General features: G+C 38.9%; 19 protein-coding genes and 1 pseudogene. 12 read left to right on the top strand and 8 right to left on the bottom strand.

The window, feature by feature from the left end:
* Window positions 1-41: 41 nt before the first annotated feature.
* Window positions 42-749: a cAMP-activated global transcriptional regulator CRP gene (crp, locus tag I7H67_RS00095; protein ID WP_004793675.1), complete on the bottom strand. Its 708-nt coding sequence runs from the start codon at window positions 747-749 to the stop codon at window positions 42-44.
* A 241-nt stretch (window positions 750-990) separates the two neighbouring features.
* Here crp and I7H67_RS19600 point away from each other — a divergent pair.
* The 3 genes and pseudogenes from I7H67_RS19600 to I7H67_RS00085 form a co-directional block, all read left to right on the top strand.
* Window positions 991-1053 (top strand): annotated as a pseudogene (locus tag I7H67_RS19600) (hypothetical protein); the annotation flags it as partial.
* Between the two features lie 135 nt (window positions 1054-1188).
* The gene (locus I7H67_RS00090) at window positions 1189-1611 is read left to right on the top strand and encodes an OsmC family protein (protein WP_005041936.1); all 423 of its coding nucleotides are present in this window, start codon (window positions 1189-1191) and stop codon (window positions 1609-1611) included.
* Window positions 1612-1705: 94 nt separating this feature from the next.
* Window positions 1706-2131, top strand: coding sequence for a GNAT family N-acetyltransferase (locus I7H67_RS00085; RefSeq protein ID WP_198306760.1), 426 nt, complete (start codon window positions 1706-1708; stop codon window positions 2129-2131).
* On the opposite strand, the gene I7H67_RS00080 is transcribed toward I7H67_RS00085, so the two are convergent.
* On the bottom strand, window positions 2128-2937 hold the full coding sequence (locus I7H67_RS00080) for a peptidoglycan DD-metalloendopeptidase family protein (RefSeq protein ID WP_198306759.1): 810 nt from the start codon (window positions 2935-2937) through the stop codon (window positions 2128-2130). The two genes, I7H67_RS00085 and I7H67_RS00080, sit on opposite strands and share 4 nt — an antisense overlap.
* A gap of 300 nt (window positions 2938-3237) precedes the next feature.
* Here I7H67_RS00080 and clpB point away from each other — a divergent pair, with 300 nt between their 5' ends.
* Complete coding sequence (clpB, locus tag I7H67_RS00075; protein WP_013198493.1) at window positions 3238-5817, top strand: ATP-dependent chaperone ClpB; 2580 nt, start codon at window positions 3238-3240, stop codon at window positions 5815-5817.
* A gap of 51 nt (window positions 5818-5868) precedes the next feature.
* Here clpB and I7H67_RS00070 read toward each other — a convergent pair whose 3' ends face one another.
* Entirely contained in the window at window positions 5869-6363 is a 495-nt protein-coding gene (locus tag I7H67_RS00070) for a CinA family protein (protein WP_151822031.1), read from the bottom strand.
* A 268-nt stretch (window positions 6364-6631) separates the two neighbouring features.
* Between I7H67_RS00070 and I7H67_RS00065 the strand changes: the two genes are divergently transcribed.
* Window positions 6632-7048, top strand: coding sequence for a hypothetical protein (locus tag I7H67_RS00065; protein ID WP_151826927.1), 417 nt, complete (start codon window positions 6632-6634; stop codon window positions 7046-7048).
* Between the two features lie 18 nt (window positions 7049-7066).
* Here I7H67_RS00065 and rlmKL read toward each other — a convergent pair whose 3' ends face one another.
* Window positions 7067-9277 carry a bifunctional 23S rRNA (guanine(2069)-N(7))-methyltransferase RlmK/23S rRNA (guanine(2445)-N(2))-methyltransferase RlmL gene (rlmKL, locus tag I7H67_RS00060; RefSeq protein ID WP_198306758.1) on the bottom strand — a complete coding sequence of 737 codons (2211 nt, stop codon included), beginning with the start codon at window positions 9275-9277 and terminating at the stop codon, window positions 7067-7069.
* Window positions 9278-9516: 239 nt separating this feature from the next.
* Here rlmKL and I7H67_RS00055 point away from each other — a divergent pair, with 239 nt between their 5' ends.
* The 5 genes from I7H67_RS00055 to I7H67_RS00035 all read left to right on the top strand — a co-directional run bounded on the left by I7H67_RS00055 (window position 9517) and on the right by I7H67_RS00035 (window position 14750).
* The gene (locus I7H67_RS00055; protein WP_005299015.1) at window positions 9517-9861 is read left to right on the top strand and encodes a hypothetical protein; all 345 of its coding nucleotides are present in this window, start codon (window positions 9517-9519) and stop codon (window positions 9859-9861) included.
* Between the two features lie 122 nt (window positions 9862-9983).
* Complete coding sequence (locus tag I7H67_RS00050; RefSeq protein WP_003652674.1) at window positions 9984-11000, top strand: aspartate carbamoyltransferase catalytic subunit; 1017 nt, start codon at window positions 9984-9986, stop codon at window positions 10998-11000.
* Between the two features lie 12 nt (window positions 11001-11012).
* Window positions 11013-12248, top strand: a complete 1236-nt coding sequence (locus I7H67_RS00045; protein ID WP_198306757.1) for a dihydroorotase — start codon at window positions 11013-11015, stop codon at window positions 12246-12248.
* Window positions 12249-12461: 213 nt separating this feature from the next.
* Entirely contained in the window at window positions 12462-13877 is a 1416-nt protein-coding gene (locus I7H67_RS00040) for an OmpA family protein (RefSeq protein WP_111854727.1), read from the top strand.
* Between the two features lie 93 nt (window positions 13878-13970).
* The gene (locus I7H67_RS00035) at window positions 13971-14750 is read left to right on the top strand and encodes a Rossmann-like and DUF2520 domain-containing protein (protein ID WP_192836390.1); all 780 of its coding nucleotides are present in this window, start codon (window positions 13971-13973) and stop codon (window positions 14748-14750) included.
* Between the two features lie 13 nt (window positions 14751-14763).
* On the opposite strand, the gene I7H67_RS00030 is transcribed toward I7H67_RS00035, so the two are convergent.
* Both I7H67_RS00030 and trmB read right to left on the bottom strand, forming a co-directional pair.
* The gene (locus tag I7H67_RS00030) at window positions 14764-15390 is read right to left on the bottom strand and encodes a glutathione S-transferase family protein (protein WP_192836391.1); all 627 of its coding nucleotides are present in this window, start codon (window positions 15388-15390) and stop codon (window positions 14764-14766) included.
* Window positions 15391-15565: 175 nt separating this feature from the next.
* On the bottom strand, window positions 15566-16282 hold the full coding sequence (trmB, locus tag I7H67_RS00025; protein ID WP_004642023.1) for a tRNA (guanosine(46)-N7)-methyltransferase TrmB: 717 nt from the start codon (window positions 16280-16282) through the stop codon (window positions 15566-15568).
* Window positions 16283-16427: 145 nt separating this feature from the next.
* Here trmB and I7H67_RS00020 point away from each other — a divergent pair, with 145 nt between their 5' ends.
* Together I7H67_RS00020 and I7H67_RS00015 are read left to right on the top strand one after the other, a co-directional pair.
* A complete protein-coding gene (locus I7H67_RS00020; RefSeq protein ID WP_198306756.1) occupies window positions 16428-18866 on the top strand; it encodes an ExeM/NucH family extracellular endonuclease in 2439 nt (812 codons plus the stop codon).
* Window positions 18867-19073: 207 nt separating this feature from the next.
* Window positions 19074-19685, top strand: a complete 612-nt coding sequence (locus tag I7H67_RS00015; protein WP_003652661.1) for a glutathione binding-like protein — start codon at window positions 19074-19076, stop codon at window positions 19683-19685.
* 64 nt (window positions 19686-19749) lie between these two features.
* Here I7H67_RS00015 and I7H67_RS00010 read toward each other — a convergent pair whose 3' ends face one another.
* Entirely contained in the window at window positions 19750-20094 is a 345-nt protein-coding gene (locus tag I7H67_RS00010) for a hypothetical protein (protein ID WP_005303582.1), read from the bottom strand.
* 172 nt (window positions 20095-20266) lie between these two features.
* Window positions 20267-20837: FAD-dependent oxidoreductase (locus I7H67_RS00005; RefSeq protein ID WP_198306755.1), on the bottom strand; the 571-nt coding region annotated here is incomplete at its 5' end.

The raw sequence follows: 20837 nt of genomic DNA, 5'->3' as shown, positions 1-20837 counted from the left end.
AGCAAACCGAAGTTTGCTTTTTATTAAAAACTTAATAAATATTATTCTTCATCATCATAGTCTTCATCAGAAACAGGTGCTTCTTCTAATGAAACATCAAAAATAAGAATAGCTTTACCATCTGTCTGTATCATGCCTTGATCTTCTAAGGTCTTAAGTACACGGCCAACCATCTCACGTGAACATCCCACAATACGGCCAATTTCTTGACGTGTAATACGAATTTGACGACCGTTTGGCAAAATCATTGCTTCTGGCTGTGAAGATAAGTCAATTAAACAACGTGCAATACGGCCAGACACATCAATAAACGCAAGATCTGTCATTTTACGAGTTGTATTTTTTAGACGGCGAACAAGTTGTGCAAAAACAGCATAACTTAAGTCCGGATATTGTTTGCTAAGTTCGTGGAAGTTGTCATAAGAAATTTCTGCAATTTCACAGACATCACGAGTACGAACTTCAGCTGTACGTTGAGGGTTCGGTTCGAAAAGCCCCATTTCCCCAAAGAAGTCGCCCGGATTCAAATACGCAACAACAATTTCACGTTCGTCATCTTCACGTAAAATAATTGAAACTGAGCCTTTTAAAATTAAATATAAAGATTTCGACTCTGTTCCGGCATCAACAATTGTGGTTCGTTTTGGATATCTGTTGATGTGAGCACGTTTTAACAATGCTTTAACGGATTCAGGTAGTTGCCCCGGAGATAAAGCATCTGTGCTGAGTTGTGAAAAATTTGAAGTCATGCTTAATATGTTCCGAATAGGGTAAACAATTCACACAAGCCCGAGATGAGCTATTACACAGAAGAGATGAAATTCCTTATCAACTCATTTTATGTTAGTGTACAAAACAAGGGTCTGTTGACATTTCACAGATGGTTGCGACATAAGACAATTCTTTTAGACGTTACCAAGCAAGAGCTATGAAATTTAGCCATTCTAAATAAATAGATCTTAACAACGGAACGTACAAAATAACATGGTCTTGCGCTGTGCCTGCGCTGCTTAAATGGCAACTCAGATTATGGCTGAAATTTCACAAACTATATAACAAAACTGGACAAAGGATTGCCATTGTCTGGGTTTTGCGTCTTATTTGGATTAATTTTTAGCTCTAACGCAATCCATAGATGAAATGTCAACAGACCCTGCTTAAATTTATAATTTTTTTTAGGTAGTTGCAATGCAAACAAGTGTACATTGGCTAGAGAATGTTGCTTTTGAAGCGAAATCGGATAGTGGGCATAGTGTCATTATGGATGGCTCACCTGAGTATGGTGGTGAAAACCGTGGTCCACGTCCTATGGAATTGCTATTAATGGGACTTGGTGGGTGTGCTTCGTTTGATATTGTGACCATTTTAAAGAAATCTCGTCAAGATGTGACGAATGTTGTATGTAATTTAAAAGCTGAGCGTGCTGACACAATTCCGGCTGTTTTTACTAAAATCCACTTACACTTTGTGGTAACGGGTAAAGCTGTTAAAGAAAAACAGGTTGCAAAAGCGGTTGAATTGTCTGCTGAAAAATATTGTTCAGCGAGTAAAATGCTTTCCGATGGTGGTGTAGAAATTACCCACGACTTTGAAATTATTGAAGCGGAATAAGACAGTTTTTTGATAGCTAAAAATTAAAAGAAGCTGACATTAGGGTTGGCTTTTTTATTGTCAAAAATAACTAAAAAATAAGAGGAGGGATGAAATGAATATTCGTACTGCTAAATGGGAAGATACTCAAGCAATATGCGATTTACTTAAACAGATGGGCTACCCACAGCCACTCACTCTTATCCAAGAAAAATTTGAAATACTGCATAATGACGCTAACTCACAAATTTTGGTTGCTGAAGAAAAGGGCAAGATTTGTGGTTTTTTATCTCTTTATTTTATTCCGCAAATTGCCTTAGAGGGTGACTTTGCCAAAATATGCTATCTGTGCGTTGATGAGAATATGCGTAGTAAAGGTGTAGGGCGGTTACTCCTACAAGAAGCTGAGCAACAAGCCAAGCGCCTTGGTTGTGATCGAATGGAACTTCATTCTGGAGTGCAAAGACCTTTGGCACATCAATTTTACCTAAGAGAAGGCTATATCGAAGCACCAAAGTATTTTCGTAAAGCTTTAAATTAACGAGCTGTATTTAGAAAAAGCTGAGGATCTACTCGAGCATTATTAAGGCTCATGCCCCAATGTAGGTGAGGACCTGTCACACGTCCAGTTTTGCCCACTAAACCTAGTGTTTCTCCTTGGCGGATATGTTGGCCTTTCTCTACTTTAATTGCGCTTAAATGGCAGAACATGCTGACTAGGCCTTGGCCATGATCAATCAACACGGTTTGACCATTAAAAAAATAAGATCCGGTTTGGATAACGACACCATCTGCGGGTGCAACAACTTTTTGTCCCACTGGCGCAGGGATATCTAGACCTGAGTGGGGAGCACGCTCTTCACCATTAAAAAAACGCTTTCTTCCAAAAGAGTTAGAAAACTTCCCTGAAGTCGGGCGTATAAATGCTGGTAAGGTTTGCCATGAACTCTTCGTAAATGAGCTATACACATCATTTTGTTCTTTAGCTTCTTGAGCATAACGGTCTAACTGGCTTTGGTTCGGGTTCACATAATCTTGGTTAGTGACTTTAATCCGTTGCTCCGCATAAGGATAGGACTTAATTTCTATTTGAATAGGGGTTTTATTTGTGTCGAGTTGTACATTGCCAAGTGGGGTAGATAAGGGGATACCCACAACAGCATAACGCTGCTGACCTTCGTGACTAATTAAAACTGGCTTTTGTTGAAAAGTGACCTGAGTAATATCAGCGGTTAATGGGACAACTGCGATGCCACCGGGTCTTCTTGAGTCTTGTGGAAGTTGAGCGACTGCCAGTGCTGAAGTAAAAAGACAAGTTGTTGTTAATAGAATGTGTTTAAAGTGCATTTTTCATTTCAAAACGAGTAGTAAACTAACAAGATAAACTAAAGCTTAATCAATAAATTCTCAATGAAGAGTTTGTGAAAACTGTAGTATGAATAAGCATGAAGCTAAATATTCAAGTATTTTAATAAAATGTAGCTGAACTGTACTTGAAATATATACAAAACAATCCCATATTATAATGGAGTTTTACTCATTGTTATTTTAATAACATTATGAAAAATATATAAAAATTTATTTGAAATCCGAAGAAATGTTCCCATCTATTAGACAAGTACAAATTTGTTGTGAGGAATAACAAGAATGCGTTTTGAAAAATTTACAAACCGCTTGCAGCAAGCCCTTTCAGATGCTCAATCTTTAGCGATGGGTAAAGACCATACCGCAATCGCGGGTATTCATATTTTGAGTACCCTTTTAGAAGAGCCATCAAATATTAGTTTGTTGCAACAAGCAGGTGCACGGTTACCTGAACTTAAACAAAAGCTTGAGCAAGCTATAAAAGATGCTCCGACCATTGCAAATCCGACTGGGGATGTCAATTTAAACCCTGAAGCTGTTAAAGCGCTTAATCTTGCAGATAGATATGCACAAAAAGCGGGTGATGAATTTTTGTCAACTGACTGGGTGCTATTAGGCTTAGCAGAAACAGGCGAAACTAAAAATATTTTAAGTGCCGTAGGTGTAACTCCCGACAGTCTACGTAAAGTAATTGAACATATTCGAGGTAGTGACAAAGTCATGAGTAATAATCACGAAGATCAACGTGACTCACTTAATAAATATACGATTGATTTAACTGAGCGTGCCTTATCTGGAAAACTTGATCCGGTGATTGGGCGTGATGATGAGATTCGCCGTACCATTCAAGTCTTGTCGCGTCGTACAAAAAACAACCCTGTTCTTATTGGTGAACCAGGTGTAGGTAAAACCGCTATTGTTGAAGGTTTGGCTCAGCGTATTGTCAATGGTGAAGTACCAGAAGGCTTAAAAAGCAAACGTGTTTTATCTTTAGATTTAGGTTCATTACTTGCTGGTGCTAAATATCGTGGTGAGTTTGAAGAACGTCTAAAAGCTGTTTTAAAAGATTTGGCAAAACATGAAGGCGAAATCATCCTGTTTATTGATGAGCTACATACGCTTGTAGGCGCAGGTAAAGGCGATGGCGCTATGGATGCAGGTAATATGTTAAAACCTGCATTGGCTCGTGGTGAATTGCGCTGTGTGGGTGCAACAACTTTAGATGAATACCGCCAATATATTGAAAAAGATGCAGCTTTAGAGCGTCGTTTCCAAAAAGTGTTGGTTGATGAACCAAGTGTTGAAGATACCATTGCGATTTTACGTGGTCTAAAAGAGAAATATGCCACTCACCATGGTGTGCAAATTTTAGACTCAGCGATTATTGCAGCGGCAAAAATGTCTCATCGCTATATTACAGATCGTCAATTACCAGACAAAGCAATTGACTTGATTGATGAAGCCGCTTCTCGTATTAAGATGGAAATTGACTCTAAACCTGAAGCACTTGATAAACTTGATCGCCGTTTAATCCAGTTGAAAATGCAATTGGAAGCTGTGAAAAAAGATGAAGATGTCGGCAGTAAAGCTGAAGTTAATCATCTTGAAAAACAGATTGCTGAAGTCGAGAAAGAATACAACGATCTTGAAGAAATCTGGAAATCTGAGAAGACTCTTGTTGAAGGTACTAAACAGGCTCAGGTTGAACTTGATAAAGCGCGTATTGCTTTTGAGAAAGCTCAGCGTGAAGGCGATTTGGCTGAAGCAGCGCGTTTACAGTATGGCGTAATTCCAGAGCTACAAAAACAACTAGAGCAAGATGAAGTTGCTGAAGAAAACGAAGAGCCAAAACTTATTCGTACTAAAGTGACTGAAAATGAAATTGCCGAAGTTGTGAGTGCTGCAACAGGAATTCCGGTTGCTAAAATGATGCAAGGCGAGCGTGAAAAACTCCTTAATATGGAAGAGTTTTTACATGACCGTGTTGTAGGTCAAGATGAAGCTGTTGTAGCCGTTTCGAATGCAGTACGTCGTTCGCGTGCAGGCTTGTCTGACCCCAATCGTCCCAGCGGATCATTCTTGTTCTTGGGTCCAACAGGTGTTGGTAAAACAGAATTAACCAAAGCATTGGCTAATTTCTTGTTTGACAGTGATGATGCCATGATTCGTATCGACATGAGTGAATTTATGGAGAAACATTCGGTTAGCCGTTTGGTTGGCGCGCCTCCAGGATATGTGGGGTATGAAGAAGGTGGTGTTTTAACTGAAGCTGTTCGCCGTAAACCATATAGTGTGGTGTTGTTTGATGAGGTTGAAAAAGCGCATCCAGATGTATTCAATATCTTGCTACAAGTGTTGGATGACGGTCGCTTAACAGACTCACAAGGTCGAGTAGTAGACTTTAAAAACACTGTAATTGTGATGACCTCGAACTTAGGTTCACAGGATGTACGTGAGCTAGGTGAGGGTGCAACAGACGATGAAGTGCGTACCATTGTAATGAATGCGGTAAGTCAGCATTTCCGTCCGGAATTTATTAACCGGATTGATGAGCTTGTGATTTTCCATTCACTCAAAAAAGCACAGATTCGAGGCATTGCCGATATTCAGTTGGATCGCTTACGTTCGCGTCTGGTTGATCGTGATATGAGTTTAACTGTAGATGACACTGCTTTCGATTTATTGATTGATGCTGGTTTCGATCCTGTTTATGGCGCGCGTCCATTAAAACGTGCGATTCAACAACAGATTGAAAACACATTAGCGCAAAAAATCTTGTCGGGTGATTTTGTCGCAGGTGATACCATTTTAGTGAAAGGTGAAAATGGTCATTTAGTCTTCGATAAAATGAAACTCAGCTAATCTTGTTCTGCTAAAACCGAAAAGAGAATATGGAAACATATTCTCTTTTTTTTATGGCGAAGCTATTTGAGTTTTTGATGTGAGTAAAGCAATTAAGGTGTCTGAAACTTTTTGAGTTAATGTCTTTAACTTTTGTTCGGGATGGCCAGATAAAAAATAATGGTAATGATAAATACGTTCTTGATAAGAAATGCAGATAAAAAAGGTACCTACAGGTTTTTCTGAAGTTTCACTTCCCCCAGATTTTAATAGTCCAGTACAACTTACAATAATATCGGCTTGTTGAAATAAAGTTTGTCCGAGCCTACACATTTCCTCTGTAACTTGTGGTGACTCAGCTGTGTAAGTCTCTATTAACTTGGGATTAATATTTAAAATACTAATTTTAATGCTGGGGTCATAACTAACTAAACCACCGAGTAAAATGTCTGCACCGCTATTTTTATGAATAGAAAATTGACTGGTTAAATAACCGGAACTGGCACTTTCAATAAAAGCAATTTTGAGTTGAAGATTTTCTAATAGTTGGCAGCAGTGCTGAAGCATTATTTCACCTCGAATGGTGTTTATTTATAAATAAAATCGATTTACAGATAAATTATAAAATTACAGTAAGTGATTTAAGGGAGTCATTCAAGTCTGGGATAAAAATCTATAAAACTACTTGAATATTCACAAAATGCCTGTGAAAAAATCAGGTTTTAAAATGTTCAATGTTAATTGTCGGGAAGTTTATTTATAACATTGCGACATGCGTAAAAAATTGTTAATTTTGTTCAATATAACGAACAATAACAATTTTAGGATGAATGAAATGAACAATAAGCAAGGGTATATGCTGGGAATTTTGAGCGGTGTATCTGTATTATTATCAAACACATGGGCAGCACAACCAATGTCGGAAAGTGCGCTTGCCACTCAAACAGGGGCGATAACCGCATCTTTACCCGTGATTATTGCCAAAGCTCAGGATGATGCTAAAAAACCTGCGATAGAACAACAACAAGTACAGCAGGCGTTAGGAGATAACTATTTACAGCAAGTTCGATGGAATGCACTGAGAACTAGCGTACTTTCTCCGTATCAAGAACAAAAACAGAATCATGTTGTTGATAGTAAAGAAAAGAAGAAGTTAGAAATGATTGCGTTACCAGAAAGAGCAGATCGTTTTACTAAATATGATTTTGAGTCAAAAAATGTTCATGGAGAGGTTATTATTACTGTGAAGTAATAATAACCTCTAGTCTCATTAATACTGATCTAAACCAGGGTGCTGAATTTTCCATGCACGGTGGATTTTTTGATTACGTTTAAAATCAAGGCCGATGGTTTCAGAAGTGATTTCTTCAACCTGAAAAATAGCTTCGATCTCTTCGTCCATTTCAAAACCACGATAGTTATTCGAGAAGTAAAGCGTACCTTCACTGTGTAAACGGTTCATTGCGCGTTTAATAAGTGAGATGTGGTCACGTTGTACATCGAATGTACCATAGAATTTTTTCGAGTTTGAGAATGTCGGTGGGTCAATAAAAATAAGATCGTATTGTTCATGGCCTTCTTTTAACCACTCAAAACAGTCACTAGCAAAGAACATGTGTTGTTCATCTGCATGATCTACAGTTAAGCCATTTAAAACGAAATTTTCTTTTGACCAGTTTAGGTAAGTGTTAGATAAATCCACACTTGTTGTACTAGCAGCACCGCCAAGCGCAGCATGTAAGCTTGCAGTAGACGTATAGCTATATAAGTTCAAGAAGTGTTTGCCACGTGCTTCTTGAGCAATACGTAAACGCATTTGACGGTGGTCAAGGAATAAACCTGTGTCTAGGTAATCAGTTAGGTTAACTAAAATTTTAGCTTTACCTTCTTGAACGATAAAGCGTTTTGAAGCTGTACTTTGCTTCGTATATTGAGTTGTACCAGTTTGGCGTGCGCGTGTCTTAATAAAGATAGCATCACGGTTTAAACCAGTAACAGCGCGAATTGCAGCAAGCGCTAAATTAAAACGTTTTTTAGCTTTTTCTGGATCGATTGTTTTTGGTGGTGCGTATTCCTGAACGTGTAAACGGTCACCATATAAGTCAACAGCGACATTAAAGTCAGGTAAGTCTGCATCATACAAACGTAAGCAATAAACATTTTCTTTCGTTGCCCATTTTTTCAAGGCAGTCATATTTTTTTGCAAACGATTAGCGAAGTCTTGAGCTTCTTCAATTTCAATAGGTTGAGCTTGCCAAGTTGCTAAAAATGGTTGAGTTACTTTTTCAGGTTTGATTACACCAAAACGAATATAAATTGGTAATTTACCATTCATTAAGCGTAAGGTTTCAGGCGCTTCAAATGCTAGAACATCAGATTGTTCAATTTGAGCTGCAATAACTGCTGCATATTGATTTGGAAAATGTTTTTGTAAAAGCGCTGATAAACCTAAGTATAGAGAACGGTTTGATGCTTTTTCACCTAAACGTTCACCATAAGGCGGGTTAGTCACAATAAATGCAGTTTTGCCTTCAGCAGCAAAATCTGGCCAGTCCGCTAAAGTACGCTCTTCGATTTGAATCTGACCTAATAAATTTTCAAAGCCTGCCGCAATAATATTTTCACGGGTTGCTTTAATTGCTTCCCAATCTGCATCGTAGGCATAAAATTTAGGTAAAGGTAATTGAAGTGCTTTTTCGTGACGTTCTGCTGCTTCTGCTTTAAGTGAAAGCCAAAGTTCACGGTCATGACCATGCCAGCCATTAAATCCAAAACGACGAACAAGTCCCGGTGCACGGTCAGTTAAAATCATTAATGCTTCAATGATGAATGTGCCTGAACCACACATTGGGTCAAGTACAATCTCTGGATTACGCTGTTTGAGCTGAGCTTTTTGTAAAATTGCCGCAGCAAGGTTTTCTTTAATTGGCGCATCGGTCATGTAACGGCGGTAACCACGCTTATGGAGCGAATCACCTGATAAATCTAGACAGTAAGTATGTTCAGTCTTACCTGCCAAAGCATAGATCGTAATTTCTGGTTGTTTAGTGTCAATGCTAGGACGGCGACCTACAGCTTCCATAAATGAATCAACGACACCATCTTTTACACGCAGTGTCGCAAATTGCGAATTGACCATGATTTCACGTTCTGCATGCAAGCGAATTGCAAAGGTACTTTGTGGTGCAAAAACAAGTGACCAGTCAAAGCTCATTGCACCTTCGTAGAGTTCTTCTGCCACATCACGTGCATCGTGCGTAAAATCAAGTTCATAAGTATGAATAGGAAGTAAAACACGAGAAGCGAGACGCGACCACATACAAATGCGGTAAGCTTGTTCAAGCGTTCCTTCAATGATTAAACGTCCTGCTTTACGTTCTGTCACTTTGGTGCCAAGTTGTTCTATTTCTTCTTGTAAGAGGGGTTCTAAACCATCAGCACAAGTAATCCAATAGTGGTTTAAACGTAAAGAGGTATTCATAAACTCGATTGACCAAAACATATAAATATTAACGATGCAAAGTTTAACTTATTTTGATGTCTAAAGGTTTTTAAATTATTGCAACCTTTCATTTAGCAACCAATAAACTGATTTTTAAAGAGTAATACCTTGTAATTGGTATGTATTTTGCTAGACCAAGATTATTGATGGTTATTTATTTAACAGACAAAGTCGATTTTTAACCATTTTTATAATTTTAATGGATGGGGACGTTATAAATGAAAGACATGATGGGGAATGGTTTTATTACTAATGCGGATGCTTTCTCAGTGGCCACACAAATATATGTACGTATGCGTCGGGTCACGGGGCGGGTAATAGATGCAATGTATGTAATTCAAAATAAAGATTATGCAAAATATGTAATTACGGTGGCGTTAGAAACAGAGGATGATGAATTAAAACGATGTGTTGAGCGATTAAGAGCGTTAGTTGACACACTGCCAGAACCTTCTCAAAAAGAAACGCTCGCTGTTGCTAAGGTCGATGAAGAGCCAGAAATAACAGCCGAAGACATTTATCGGGCACAAGTTCCACATCATTATATTGGTGCTTTAAGGTAATCTCGAATAAGACCTTAAATTTTGGTCAATTTAGGGTCTTATTCTGTAAAGTTCTTCTGCGAAAAGAGCGGAATTCAGCTACACTATGCACGTTTTCGCGATTCGACCCATAGGAATCCATTATGCATATTGCAGCGTTGCATCAGCCGAGCCAGGTTCAGCTCAATCAGGACGGAAATTTAAAACATTTTTTAACAATTGAGGGACTTTCAAAAGAAAACCTCACGAAGATTTTAGATACCGCACAAAGCTTTTTAGATGATAATAATAATTTAATTAATCGTCCGCTCTTAGAGGGATTGACGGTTATGAATCTTTTCTTTGAAAACTCCACCCGTACTCGTACTACTTTTGAAGCAGCAGCAAAACGCTTGTCTGCCAATGTATTGAATATTGATATTGCACGTTCAAGTACATCAAAAGGTGAAACGCTACGAGATACGCTTTGGAACCTTGAAGCAATGGCTGCCGATATTTTTGTTGTCCGCCATTCATCTTCTGGTGCTGCACATTTCATTGCTAAAGATGTATGTCCAAAGGTCGCGATTATTAATGCTGGAGATGGACGTCATGCTCATCCAACGCAAGCGATGCTTGATATGCTTACTATTCGCCGTGAAACAAAGAAACCTTTTGAAGAGTTGAGTGTTGCCATTATTGGAGACATTAAACACTCTCGTGTAGCGCGTTCGGATGTAGCGGCATTACAAACCCTCGGATGTAAAGATATCCGCGTAATTGCACCGAATACATTATTGCCAGTGGGCTTTTCGGAGTATGGCGAACACGTTCGCTTGTTTAATAACATGGATGCTGGGATTGCGGATTGTGATGTGATTATTGCTCTACGTATTCAAAATGAGCGTATTGACTCTCCGGCATTATCTTCACAGTCTGAATTCTACAGAATGTATGGTTTAAACAAAGAGCGTCTTGGTTTAGCTAAACCGGACTGTATTGTCATGCATCCGGGACCAATGAATCGGGGTGTGGAAATTGACTCAAGTGTTGCAGATGGAGACCAGTCGGTTATTTTGAAACAAGTAACCAACGGTATTGCTGTTCGTATGGCTGTGTTGGCACTGTCAATGCAAGGCCAACTCCAAGAGCAAGGTTTAATTGAAGCGATTACGTTGTAAGGAATGGATCACATGAGTATTGTAAAAATTGAAAATGTACGTGTGTTAGACCCAATCCAAAAAACAGACAGCGTACAAACTGTATATATTCAAAATGGCAAGTTGGTTGCTCAAGTCGAGCAAGTTGAACAAACCATCGATGGTCAAGGCAAATGGTTAATGCCAACCATGGTTGATTTGTGTGCGCGTTTGCGTGAACCCGGTCAACAGCAACACGGTACCCTTAAATCTGAAGGTAAAGCAGCACGTGCTAATGGCATTTTGCATGTGATTACCCCACCAGATTCAAAGCCGATTGTACAAGACAACGGTGCGCTTATTCATGGCTTGATTGAAAAGGCATGGCTTGATGGCGGCATTCATATGCATATTATCGGTGCTCAAACCCAAGGTTTAAATGGTAAACAACCTGCAAATATGGCGGGTCTTAAAAAGGGTGGTTGTACTGCTGTTTCAAATGCCAACGCTGCTTTTGAAAATGATGATGTGGTTATTCGTACTTTGGAATATGCAGCGGGTCTTGGCTTAACGGTTGTGTTCTATGCCGAAGAACCACAAATTGCTAAAGATGGATGTACACACGAAGGTTTTATTGCTTCTCGCCAAGGTCTGCCAATGATTCCGGCGCTTGCTGAAACTGTAGCGATTGCAAAATATTTGCTTATGATTGAAGCAACTGGCGTAAAAGCTCACTTTGGTTTGTTGTCTTGTGGTGCGTCGGTTGAATTAATTCGTGCGGCAAAAGCAAAAGGCTTACCTGTGACTGCTGACGTTGCAATGCACCAGTTACATTTAACTGAACACTTAATTGACGGTTTCAATTCACTTGCACACGTACGCCCACCATTGCGTTCTGAGCAAGATAAAGAACTTTTACGTCAAGGATTAAAAGAAGGCGTAATTGATGCAATTTGTACGCACCATGAACCTTTAAGCAGTTCGGCAAAAATGGCGCCATTTGCTGAAACTCAGCCGGGTATTACCGCTTTTGATACTTATGTATCTTTAGGCGTTCAACTCATTAATGAGGGTTTATTTGAACCTTTAGAATGGGTTGCTAAAGTTACTAGTGTGCCAGCGCAGGTTGCGAATATGACCTCGCGTTGGGAAGATGAGGCTGGCTGGGTATTGGTAGATCCTGCTTTAAGCTGGACAGTAAGCAAAGATACTATTTTATCGCAAGGAAAAAATACTCCATTGTTGGGTCAAACCTTGACGGGTAAAGTACTTCAAACTTTTGCTAACTGATAAAGTGCTTAGTTAAAGTAAATTTAAAATATAAACAGGTAGATCAATATGATCTACCTGTTTTGTAAATACTAGATGGAAAATTGTATATAAATTATATAAAAAACAACAAAAGATTGAAGGAAGATTAGAATAAAAAACTATCAGCAAAGAGAAGTATTTGAATAATCAAAAATTGCTGGTTACGACGTATAAGATTCGGGAGAATAACCAATGTCGATAAACCCTATAGAATTGCTTAAAGAAAAAGTATCTTCAATATTATTAAATGAACAGGATGGATACCTAGGCGAAAAATCGAATGCTTTATCTAAGTTTTATCCAATTTTACTTTCATTATTAGCTGCTAAACCTGATCTTATCGGACAATTGAAAAATAGTTTGGCTCCTTCCTTATCAGACCTTTTTTCTCATAATGACCAAATCAAAAATACTGTACTTACCCATTTAAGTGGTACAGCACCAAATAATGAAATTGAAAGCACGCTCAACAGTGCAATTAAACCCAGCCTTAATGCAATTTCAGATGTTGCAGGAAATGATCAGCAAAGTATTGTGAATTACTTGCGCCAGCATGCAGATACTATTCGTTCATATTTACCAGCATGGGCAGTGGGTCTATTAGCTCCGCTAGGACTTGGTGCAGGTTTATCTTCTGTCACGCCATCAACTGCACCTCCACTTGCAGCAGCAACTGAAAATACAGGTAAGTCTCGTGGATTCTTACCGATTATTGCCCTCATTATTCTGGGGCTGATCATTGCTTGGTTATGGCGTTCTTGTCAGCATAAAGAAGCTGTACCAGCCCCAGAACCTACGGCTGCCAGCGGTGTTGAAGCTGCTGCCGCACCCGCTAGCTTAACTTTAAGTACCGATGATAAAGGTACAGTGAGTGAGTGTCAGGCTGGAATTGGCGATCAAGGCTTCTTGGCAACGCTACAAACCAACGTTAAAAAAGTTTTTTCGACAACTCAAGATTGTAAGGTAGATACAAGCCAAACTTATGCAGCTTCATTTACCGACAAAGATGCGCTTGCAGGTGTGTTAGGTGCATTAAAAGGTGTGCCAAATGCATCTTTAGAATGGGTGGGCGACAAAATTACTTTGAAAGCAGGTGATGCGGCAGCATTAGAAGCTTTAACTGCAAAAGTAAAAGCATTGGTGCCACATACAGAGGTTGTCGGTACAGCACCAGTAACAGCTGAGCAATCTGTAAGCAATAGCTTAACTGCTTCGCAAACTGCTCTAGGCTCAATTGACCCGAACAATGTCGATGTAAATGCTTTGGTGAAAGCACTTAACTTGCAAATTATTAATTTTGCGAGTGGTTCAAGTGACATACCTGCCGATAACAAAGCCATTCTTGACCAAGCTGCAACACTTTTAAATAAAGTGACTAGCGTCAAATTAAATGTGGGTGGTCATACCGACTCAACAGGTAACGCTGCTGCAAATAAAGCTTTGTCTCAACGCCGTGCTCAAGCAGTTGTAGATTATTTAAAATCTAAAGGTGTGGATGCTTCTAAATTAGTTGCAGAAGGCCATGGTTCTGATCAGCCAGTTGCAGAAAACACAACAGAAGAAGGTCGCTTTAAAAACCGTCGAATTGAGTTCTCAGTAGCTCAATAATCGACTGATTTATGAAAAATTAGTTATTTTAATTTGAAAAAAGCTTCTCATTTTGAGAAGCTTTTTTGTTGAGACAAATAATGTTGGATTGATATGAAAATCAGTTTGGTGGGAAGTGGGCGAGTTGCCTTTCATTTGGCAAAGGCTTTATTGGGCCAAGGTCATAACATCGTACAAGTCTATGCACGTGATTCTGATAAAACCCAAAAATTTGCAGAGAAAATTCAAGCAAAAGCATGCCAAACTCTTCGTGAATTTCAACCGACCGATCTCATCATTCTTGCGGTTTCAGATAGTGCAATTGCAGAGCTTGTAAAACAAGTTCATGAATTCTTTCCTGACACACTCATTGTCCATACTTCGGGTAGTACTGATATTGAAGTCATCCGTCACGTACATGAAAAAGCAGGGGTGTTTTATCCATTACAAACATTTAGCTTAGAAAGAGATGTTGATTGGACTTCAACGCCGTTATTTGTTGAAGCAATAACAGATGTCGACCAGAAACTACTTTCAGATTTAGCAAATAGCCTAAGTAATCGAGTATATCAATACACCTCAAAACAACGTTTAACTTTACACTTAGCGGCTGTGTTCGCTTGTAATTTTAGTAATTACTGTTTTGATATGGCAAAGCAGGTTGTAGATAAAGAGCAGGTGGACTTTAGTTTGCTATATCCTTTGATTTTGGAAACAGCAAAAAAAGCCACTGAAAATGATCCGAAAAAAATGCAAACTGGGCCTGCGATGCGGGGTGATCAAAACATTTTAGCAATGCATCAAGACTTATTGGCTCAAGCAAATCAAGATGATTTAAAACAGGTTTATCAACTTTTAAGTGATGGCATCGTGAAACGCCATCACTCGGACTAAAAGTGATTTAAAATTAAGGTTCGCCGTTATTTCCCCATTTTAAGAAACCAGCACGTTGATTTAAACGTTCAAAATATTGGTCGACATGCTTAAGCGTTGGATGGTCAAAAGGAGTGGCCTTCCAGCGCTGTACAGATAGACCAATTGGAATATCGGCTAAGCTAAATTGTGAGCCTGCAACATAGGCCTGAGTTTTTGCGAGTTGTTGATCAAGAATCTGCATATGATGATTCCAGTCATCAATACCTTGTTGTAATAAGTTTGGATCTTGATGATCTGGAGAATGTCTAAGTAGAGACATAATCGTATAAGTCCAACTGTTATTCAGCTCGATCGCTTGCCAATCAATCCATTGGTCAACAAAGAATCTTTCTTTCGCTTGAGTAGGGTAAAGTTGATGCTTTTTATCATAAGCATTTGCCAGATAACGGATAATACTGTTGGATTGCCAAAGGACTAAATCGCCATCTAAAACTACAGGAATTTGCCCATTTGGGTTTAATTGTAAATATTCAGGTGATTGTGCTGAGCGAAAGCCTCGTCCCCAATCTTCTCTTTCATATTCAAGATTTAGTTCTTCACACAGCCATAAGACTTTGCGAACATTAATGGAGTTATCGCGCCCTAAAATTTTTAACATGTGTTGTCCTTAGCAATTTTTAGTATGGCAAGTACCAGTTTCTATAAATAGCTAGATTTGGCTCGATTGGCAATTATTAATTAAGAAGAAATAGAATAGGTAAACTATGATTATTTATTTTCTTTTTAATATTAAAATAAAAAGGCCTAGTTTATTACTAAGCCTTTTTTATTATTTACTTAATCTTTTTAAAGATAAAGTCATTAATCTTATGACCTGACTCAATACCACGGCGTTCAAACTTAGTCACTGGGCGCCAGTCTGGACGGGGGTAGCTGTTGCCTTTACCTGCCAAGTTTTCAAGATCTGGACGATTATCTAATACATCTAGCATCCATTCAGCATACGGTTCCCAATCTGTTGCAGCATGGAACGTACCACCAAGCTCAAGTTTTTGTTCAACCAATGGCATACGTTCATGAGCAACAAAACGACGTTTGAAATGACGTTTCTTTTGCCAAGGGTCTGGGAAGTAAAGTTGTACGCAGTTAATGCTGTTATCTGGCATTTCACGTAAAACCTGAATTGCATCTGCATCAAGTACACGTAAGTTTTTAACTTCTGCTATACCTGCTTCATATAGGCATTGAGCAATACCAGGTACATGGACTTCAATACCCACATAGTTGCGTTCAGGGTTCGCTTTTGCCATAAGTACTAACGAACGACCCATACCAAAACCGATTTCAACAGTTAATGGACGCTCTGGGTGTTCGAAGTGTTGACGTAGGTCGCCAACAGGATATTCCAAAATTAAATCGCGATGTTGTTCTAATGCCGTGCGTTGAGACGTATTAAGTGGTGCTGAACGACGCATAAACGTCACAATTTCACGGTGTTCAGGCAAATTGTCTAAGTCTGCAATTTGCGTTTCTAACTGATCGATCGACATAACCTTGGCAATATTGAAATTCAAATGCGGTATTTTAAGTCTTCATGGGATCAAGTCAAATGTTTCGGTGTTTTTCTTCATGTAGATGTCATGATCAATATTTACTCTAAGAGACTAATTAAAACTCATATGAACACTTTTACTCATGAAAACTTTTCAATTAAGAACACTTTCGGTCTTTTTAAGTGCATTAGGTGCATTTTCATATAGCTCAGTTGCTCAAGCGCAGCTCATGTTTAGCCAATATGTTGATGGCAGCAGTAATAAAAAAGGCTTGGAAATTTATAATCCAGATGGCGCTACGGTTAATTTAGCCGATTATGAGATTCAACAATTTAATAATGGCGGTACAGCAAAGACTGTGGCTTTTCGTTTACAAGGCACACTCGCGAGTAAGCAGAAGTTTTTAGTGGGCCGCTCAGAGTTACAAACTGAGCTTGGAAGTAAAGTTAATCAGGTGGCTGCTTTATCTTTTAATGGTGATGATGCGGTTGTACTTGTTTATAAAGGTACGCCTGTAGACCGTTTTGGCCGTATTGGTGAACGTCCAGCAGCGGGATGGGGGACAGCAGTTTCAAGCCTCGGAAATAGTTTTAAGCGTATTGAAACAGAAAACCCAGCTTTAAGTGTTGACGCAACCGCAGCATTTGATTTGGACCATTCATGGTCGGCTTGGACAAACCGAAATGACTTTTCAAATTTATCGGGTTCTACAACTCAGCCTCCTGTTGAAACGGTAAGTTGTTCAAGCTCAGATACACCAATTGCTGACTTGGCAGCAGTAACTCAAGACCAGACTTATACTGTGCGTGGTGTGATTACAGCTGATTATCGTTATGCAAATGGTTTCTCTGGTTTTTATGTTCAGACGCCAGATACAAAAGCACGTGCAAATGTTAGCAATGCGATTTTTGTTTATATTCCAAATAGCAGTGCGGTAAAAGGTGGGCAAGTTGGCGATGAGGTTATTTTACGTGGTCGTTTAACGTCTTATCAAAATCAGCTACAAATAGATCAATTACAACAAGATATTCAAACCTGTAATAGCAATATGGCAAATCAGGTTCAGCCGATTAGCCTCGAACTTCCGTTTGCTAGTTTAACGGGGGGCTCAACTAATTCACCGCAGCGTTATCAAGGTATGTTGATCAAACTACCTCAGACTTTAACGGTGAGTGAGAATTACAATTATGGTCGCTATGGTGAGTTATCGCTGAGTTTAGGCCGTTTATATATTCCAACCAATTTATATCCAGCGTTATCTCCTGAAGCCAAAGCTCTAGCTCAGAAAAATTTATTATCGAAAATTATTTTTGATGATGGTTATAACAATCAAAACCGTACACCGTGGCTACCAAGCAATTTTAGTGCTGCCAATACGCTACGTTCGGGTTATCAGCTTAAAAATGCTGAAGGTATTTTAGAATACCGTTTTAATGGTTGGCGTGTACAACCTGTGCTTGGACGTAATCAGCCTGAAGTTATTACTCAAACAAACCCGCGTCAAAGCGTCCTTACCAAAAATGCGAATCACATTCGTGTAGCTTCATTTAACGTTTTGAACTATGACAATGGTACAACAGGTTTCCCAACAGAGCGTGGTGCGACAACACAAGCTGAGTTTGATAAACAGCATCGTAAAATTGTGAGTGCATTAAAAGCGATTGATGCCGATGTTTACGGTTTAATGGAAATTGCGAACAATGGTTATGGGCCTAACAGTGCAATTGCCAATTTGACCAAAGCTTTAGGTAACGATTGGAAATATGTGGTTCCTGAAAATCTAGATCGTTTAGGTGGTGATGCAATCGCAGTTGCTATTATCTATAACAGCAAACGTGTTAAGCCTTTAAATAAACCTGTTGTGCTTGATTTAGGCGACAAGAACCGAACAACTTTGGCGCAAAGTTTCCAAGCAGTTCGTGGGAATAAAACGTTTACTGTTATTCCAAACCACTTGAAATCAAAAAGCTGTAGTGGGGTCGATGCTAGCTCTACTGACGCAGACCAAAAAGATGGTCAAGGCTGTTGGAACCCAACTCGTGTGAAAGCCGTTGATCAAATTGTGCAATGGCTCGCGAAAAATCCAACTCAAGTGCAAAAGCAAAATGCTTTACTTGTAGGGGATATGAATAGTTACGCAAAAGAAGAGCCTATTTTGTCATTTGAAAAAGCGAACTATAAAGTTTTACTTAATGACACTAAGGTCGGTCAGGGTACTCAGGCATATAGCTATGTTTTTGGTGTTGCGAGTGATGCCAACGGCAATGGTGGAGCTGGTAACTTAGATCATGCAATTGCTGATGCAGCTTTATATCCAAAAGTGGTTAGAACTTTTGCATGGCATATCAATGCAGATGAGCCAACGGTTCTAGATTACAACGAAGAATATAAAACGGATGAGCAAAAGGTATTGTTTTATGGTGAAGATGCTTATCGTTCTTCGGACCATGACCCTGTAATTGTCGATCTAGATTTAAATGGAAAAGACTCAAGTCATCCTGACGATGATAAGAAAAATGGGATTTTTGATTTCTTAACTGAATTAGTGAATTGGCTTAGCCAGCTTTTTAAGCGTAATTAACGGAAAAATTGCGTGACGCAAATGTGTTTTATCATATTTTAAACAATCGTCACGCAAGACAACTTGCAAGGAATGACTTTTTGAAGAATATTAGATGGTGTAAGTATTTTATAAGTTTACGCTTTTTTACAATTAAAGAATTGTGCAAACCTTGCAGGTTTTCTAGAAGCAATTTAAAACGTTAATATGAGATAACAAGGATCAGATATGAAATTATATTATTCGCCAGGCGCATGTTCTTTAGCTGCACATATTATTTTAAATGAAATTAATGTTGATTTTGACTTAGAACGGGTAAATTTAAAAACTCATAAAACAGAAAAAGGCGCAGATTATTACGAGATTAATCCAAAAGGATATGTACCAGCTTTAGAAATTAATCCGGGTTTAATGTTAACTGAAAACGTTGCGATTTTACCGTTCCTTGCTCAGCATGATCCTAAACAAGACTTAATTCCTCCATCGGGGATGGGCCGTGCGAAAGTATTGGAATGGTTGGGATATTTGAACTCTGAATTACATGATGCATATGCAGTCTTCTTTGGGGCGCCGTTAACGACTGATGAAAAAACTAAAGCTTATGCAGAAATTGATCGTCTTTTAAAATATATCGATAATTATTTGGCTGAATCTGATTATGATTATTTAGTAAATGATAATTTTGGCCCAGCAGATGCTTATCTATTTGTTTTAACAAACTGGTCAAACTCAATTGAACATGATTTAACGCCATATAAACATATTATTGCTCTACGTAATAAGGTAGCAGAACGTCAATCTGTACAAATTGCAATGCGTGATGAAGGTCTAATTTCTTAATCAGTTTTTAGACTTTAATAAAAAGCCCCTGTATGAACAGGGGGCTTTTTTATGCTAAAGATGATTAGTGTTGAGCATCTTTTTTCACATCAGCAGCAGTATTTTCAACAGCTTGGGCAGCATCAGCAGTTGCCTTACGAGCAGTCGCTTCAGTTTTTGCAGCAGCTTCAGCGGTTGCATCAGCAGCATGGTCAGTTGCAGCATCGATTTTTGCGGTAGCATTATCAGTTGCAGTAGCAATATCGCTTGCAGCTTTGTCACCAGCAGATTTGATATCTGCAGTTGCTTGTTGAGCAGCATTTTCTAAGTGTTCACCCGTTGTCGCACCTGTTTCTGGAGCTTTATCTTTATTACATCCAACAAGGGCAACGGTCGCAGCAAGACCTAAAGCAACAAGTAATTTATTCATTGTGTTTTTCCTTCTAATTCATGGCATCCAAATATGGATGTATAAAATATAAACATAAACTAACTGATTAATAAAGATCGAAAATTGTTAAAGAGTTGTAACTCTAATATTAAAAAAGCCTAGCATTTTGTAATGCTAGGCTTGGGTTAAATCATAGTAGTTGGACTAAATTTTATTGCCCAGAACGGATGATGTAATCAAACGCAGAGAGTGATGCTTTAGCGCCTTCACCTGTAGCAATAATGATTTGCTTGTAAGGCACGGTTGTACAGTCACCTGCAGCAAACACACCTTTGACATTGGTTTCGTTGCGATCATTCACAATGATCTCACCACGATTGGTTAACTCAACTTCACTGTCTTTTAAGAAGTCAGTATTTGGGAGTAAACCAATCTGTACAAAGATCCCTGCAAGTTCAACTACATGCTCTTCATCAGTGGCACGGTCTTTATATTTAAGACCAGTCACTTGTGAGCCATCACCTAACACTTCTGTACTTAAGGCATTCATAATCACAGTTGTGTTTGGCAAGCTATGTAGTTTGTTTTGCAAAACTTGGTCAGCACGAAGTTTTGTATCGAACTCAACCAAAGTCACATGCTCAACAATCCCTGCAAGGTCAATTGCAGCTTCAACACCTGAGTTACCACCACCAATCACCGCAACACGTTTACCTTTGAACAATGGGCCATCACAGTGTGGGCAGTACGCGACACCACGGGTACGGTATTCTTGCTCACCC

This window comes from Acinetobacter sp. ACIN00229, from assembly GCF_016106645.1.
In the GTDB taxonomy this organism is placed as follows: Bacteria; Pseudomonadota; Gammaproteobacteria; order Pseudomonadales; family Moraxellaceae; genus Acinetobacter; species Acinetobacter oleivorans.
This window is presented reverse-complemented; position numbering and strand designations above follow the sequence as displayed.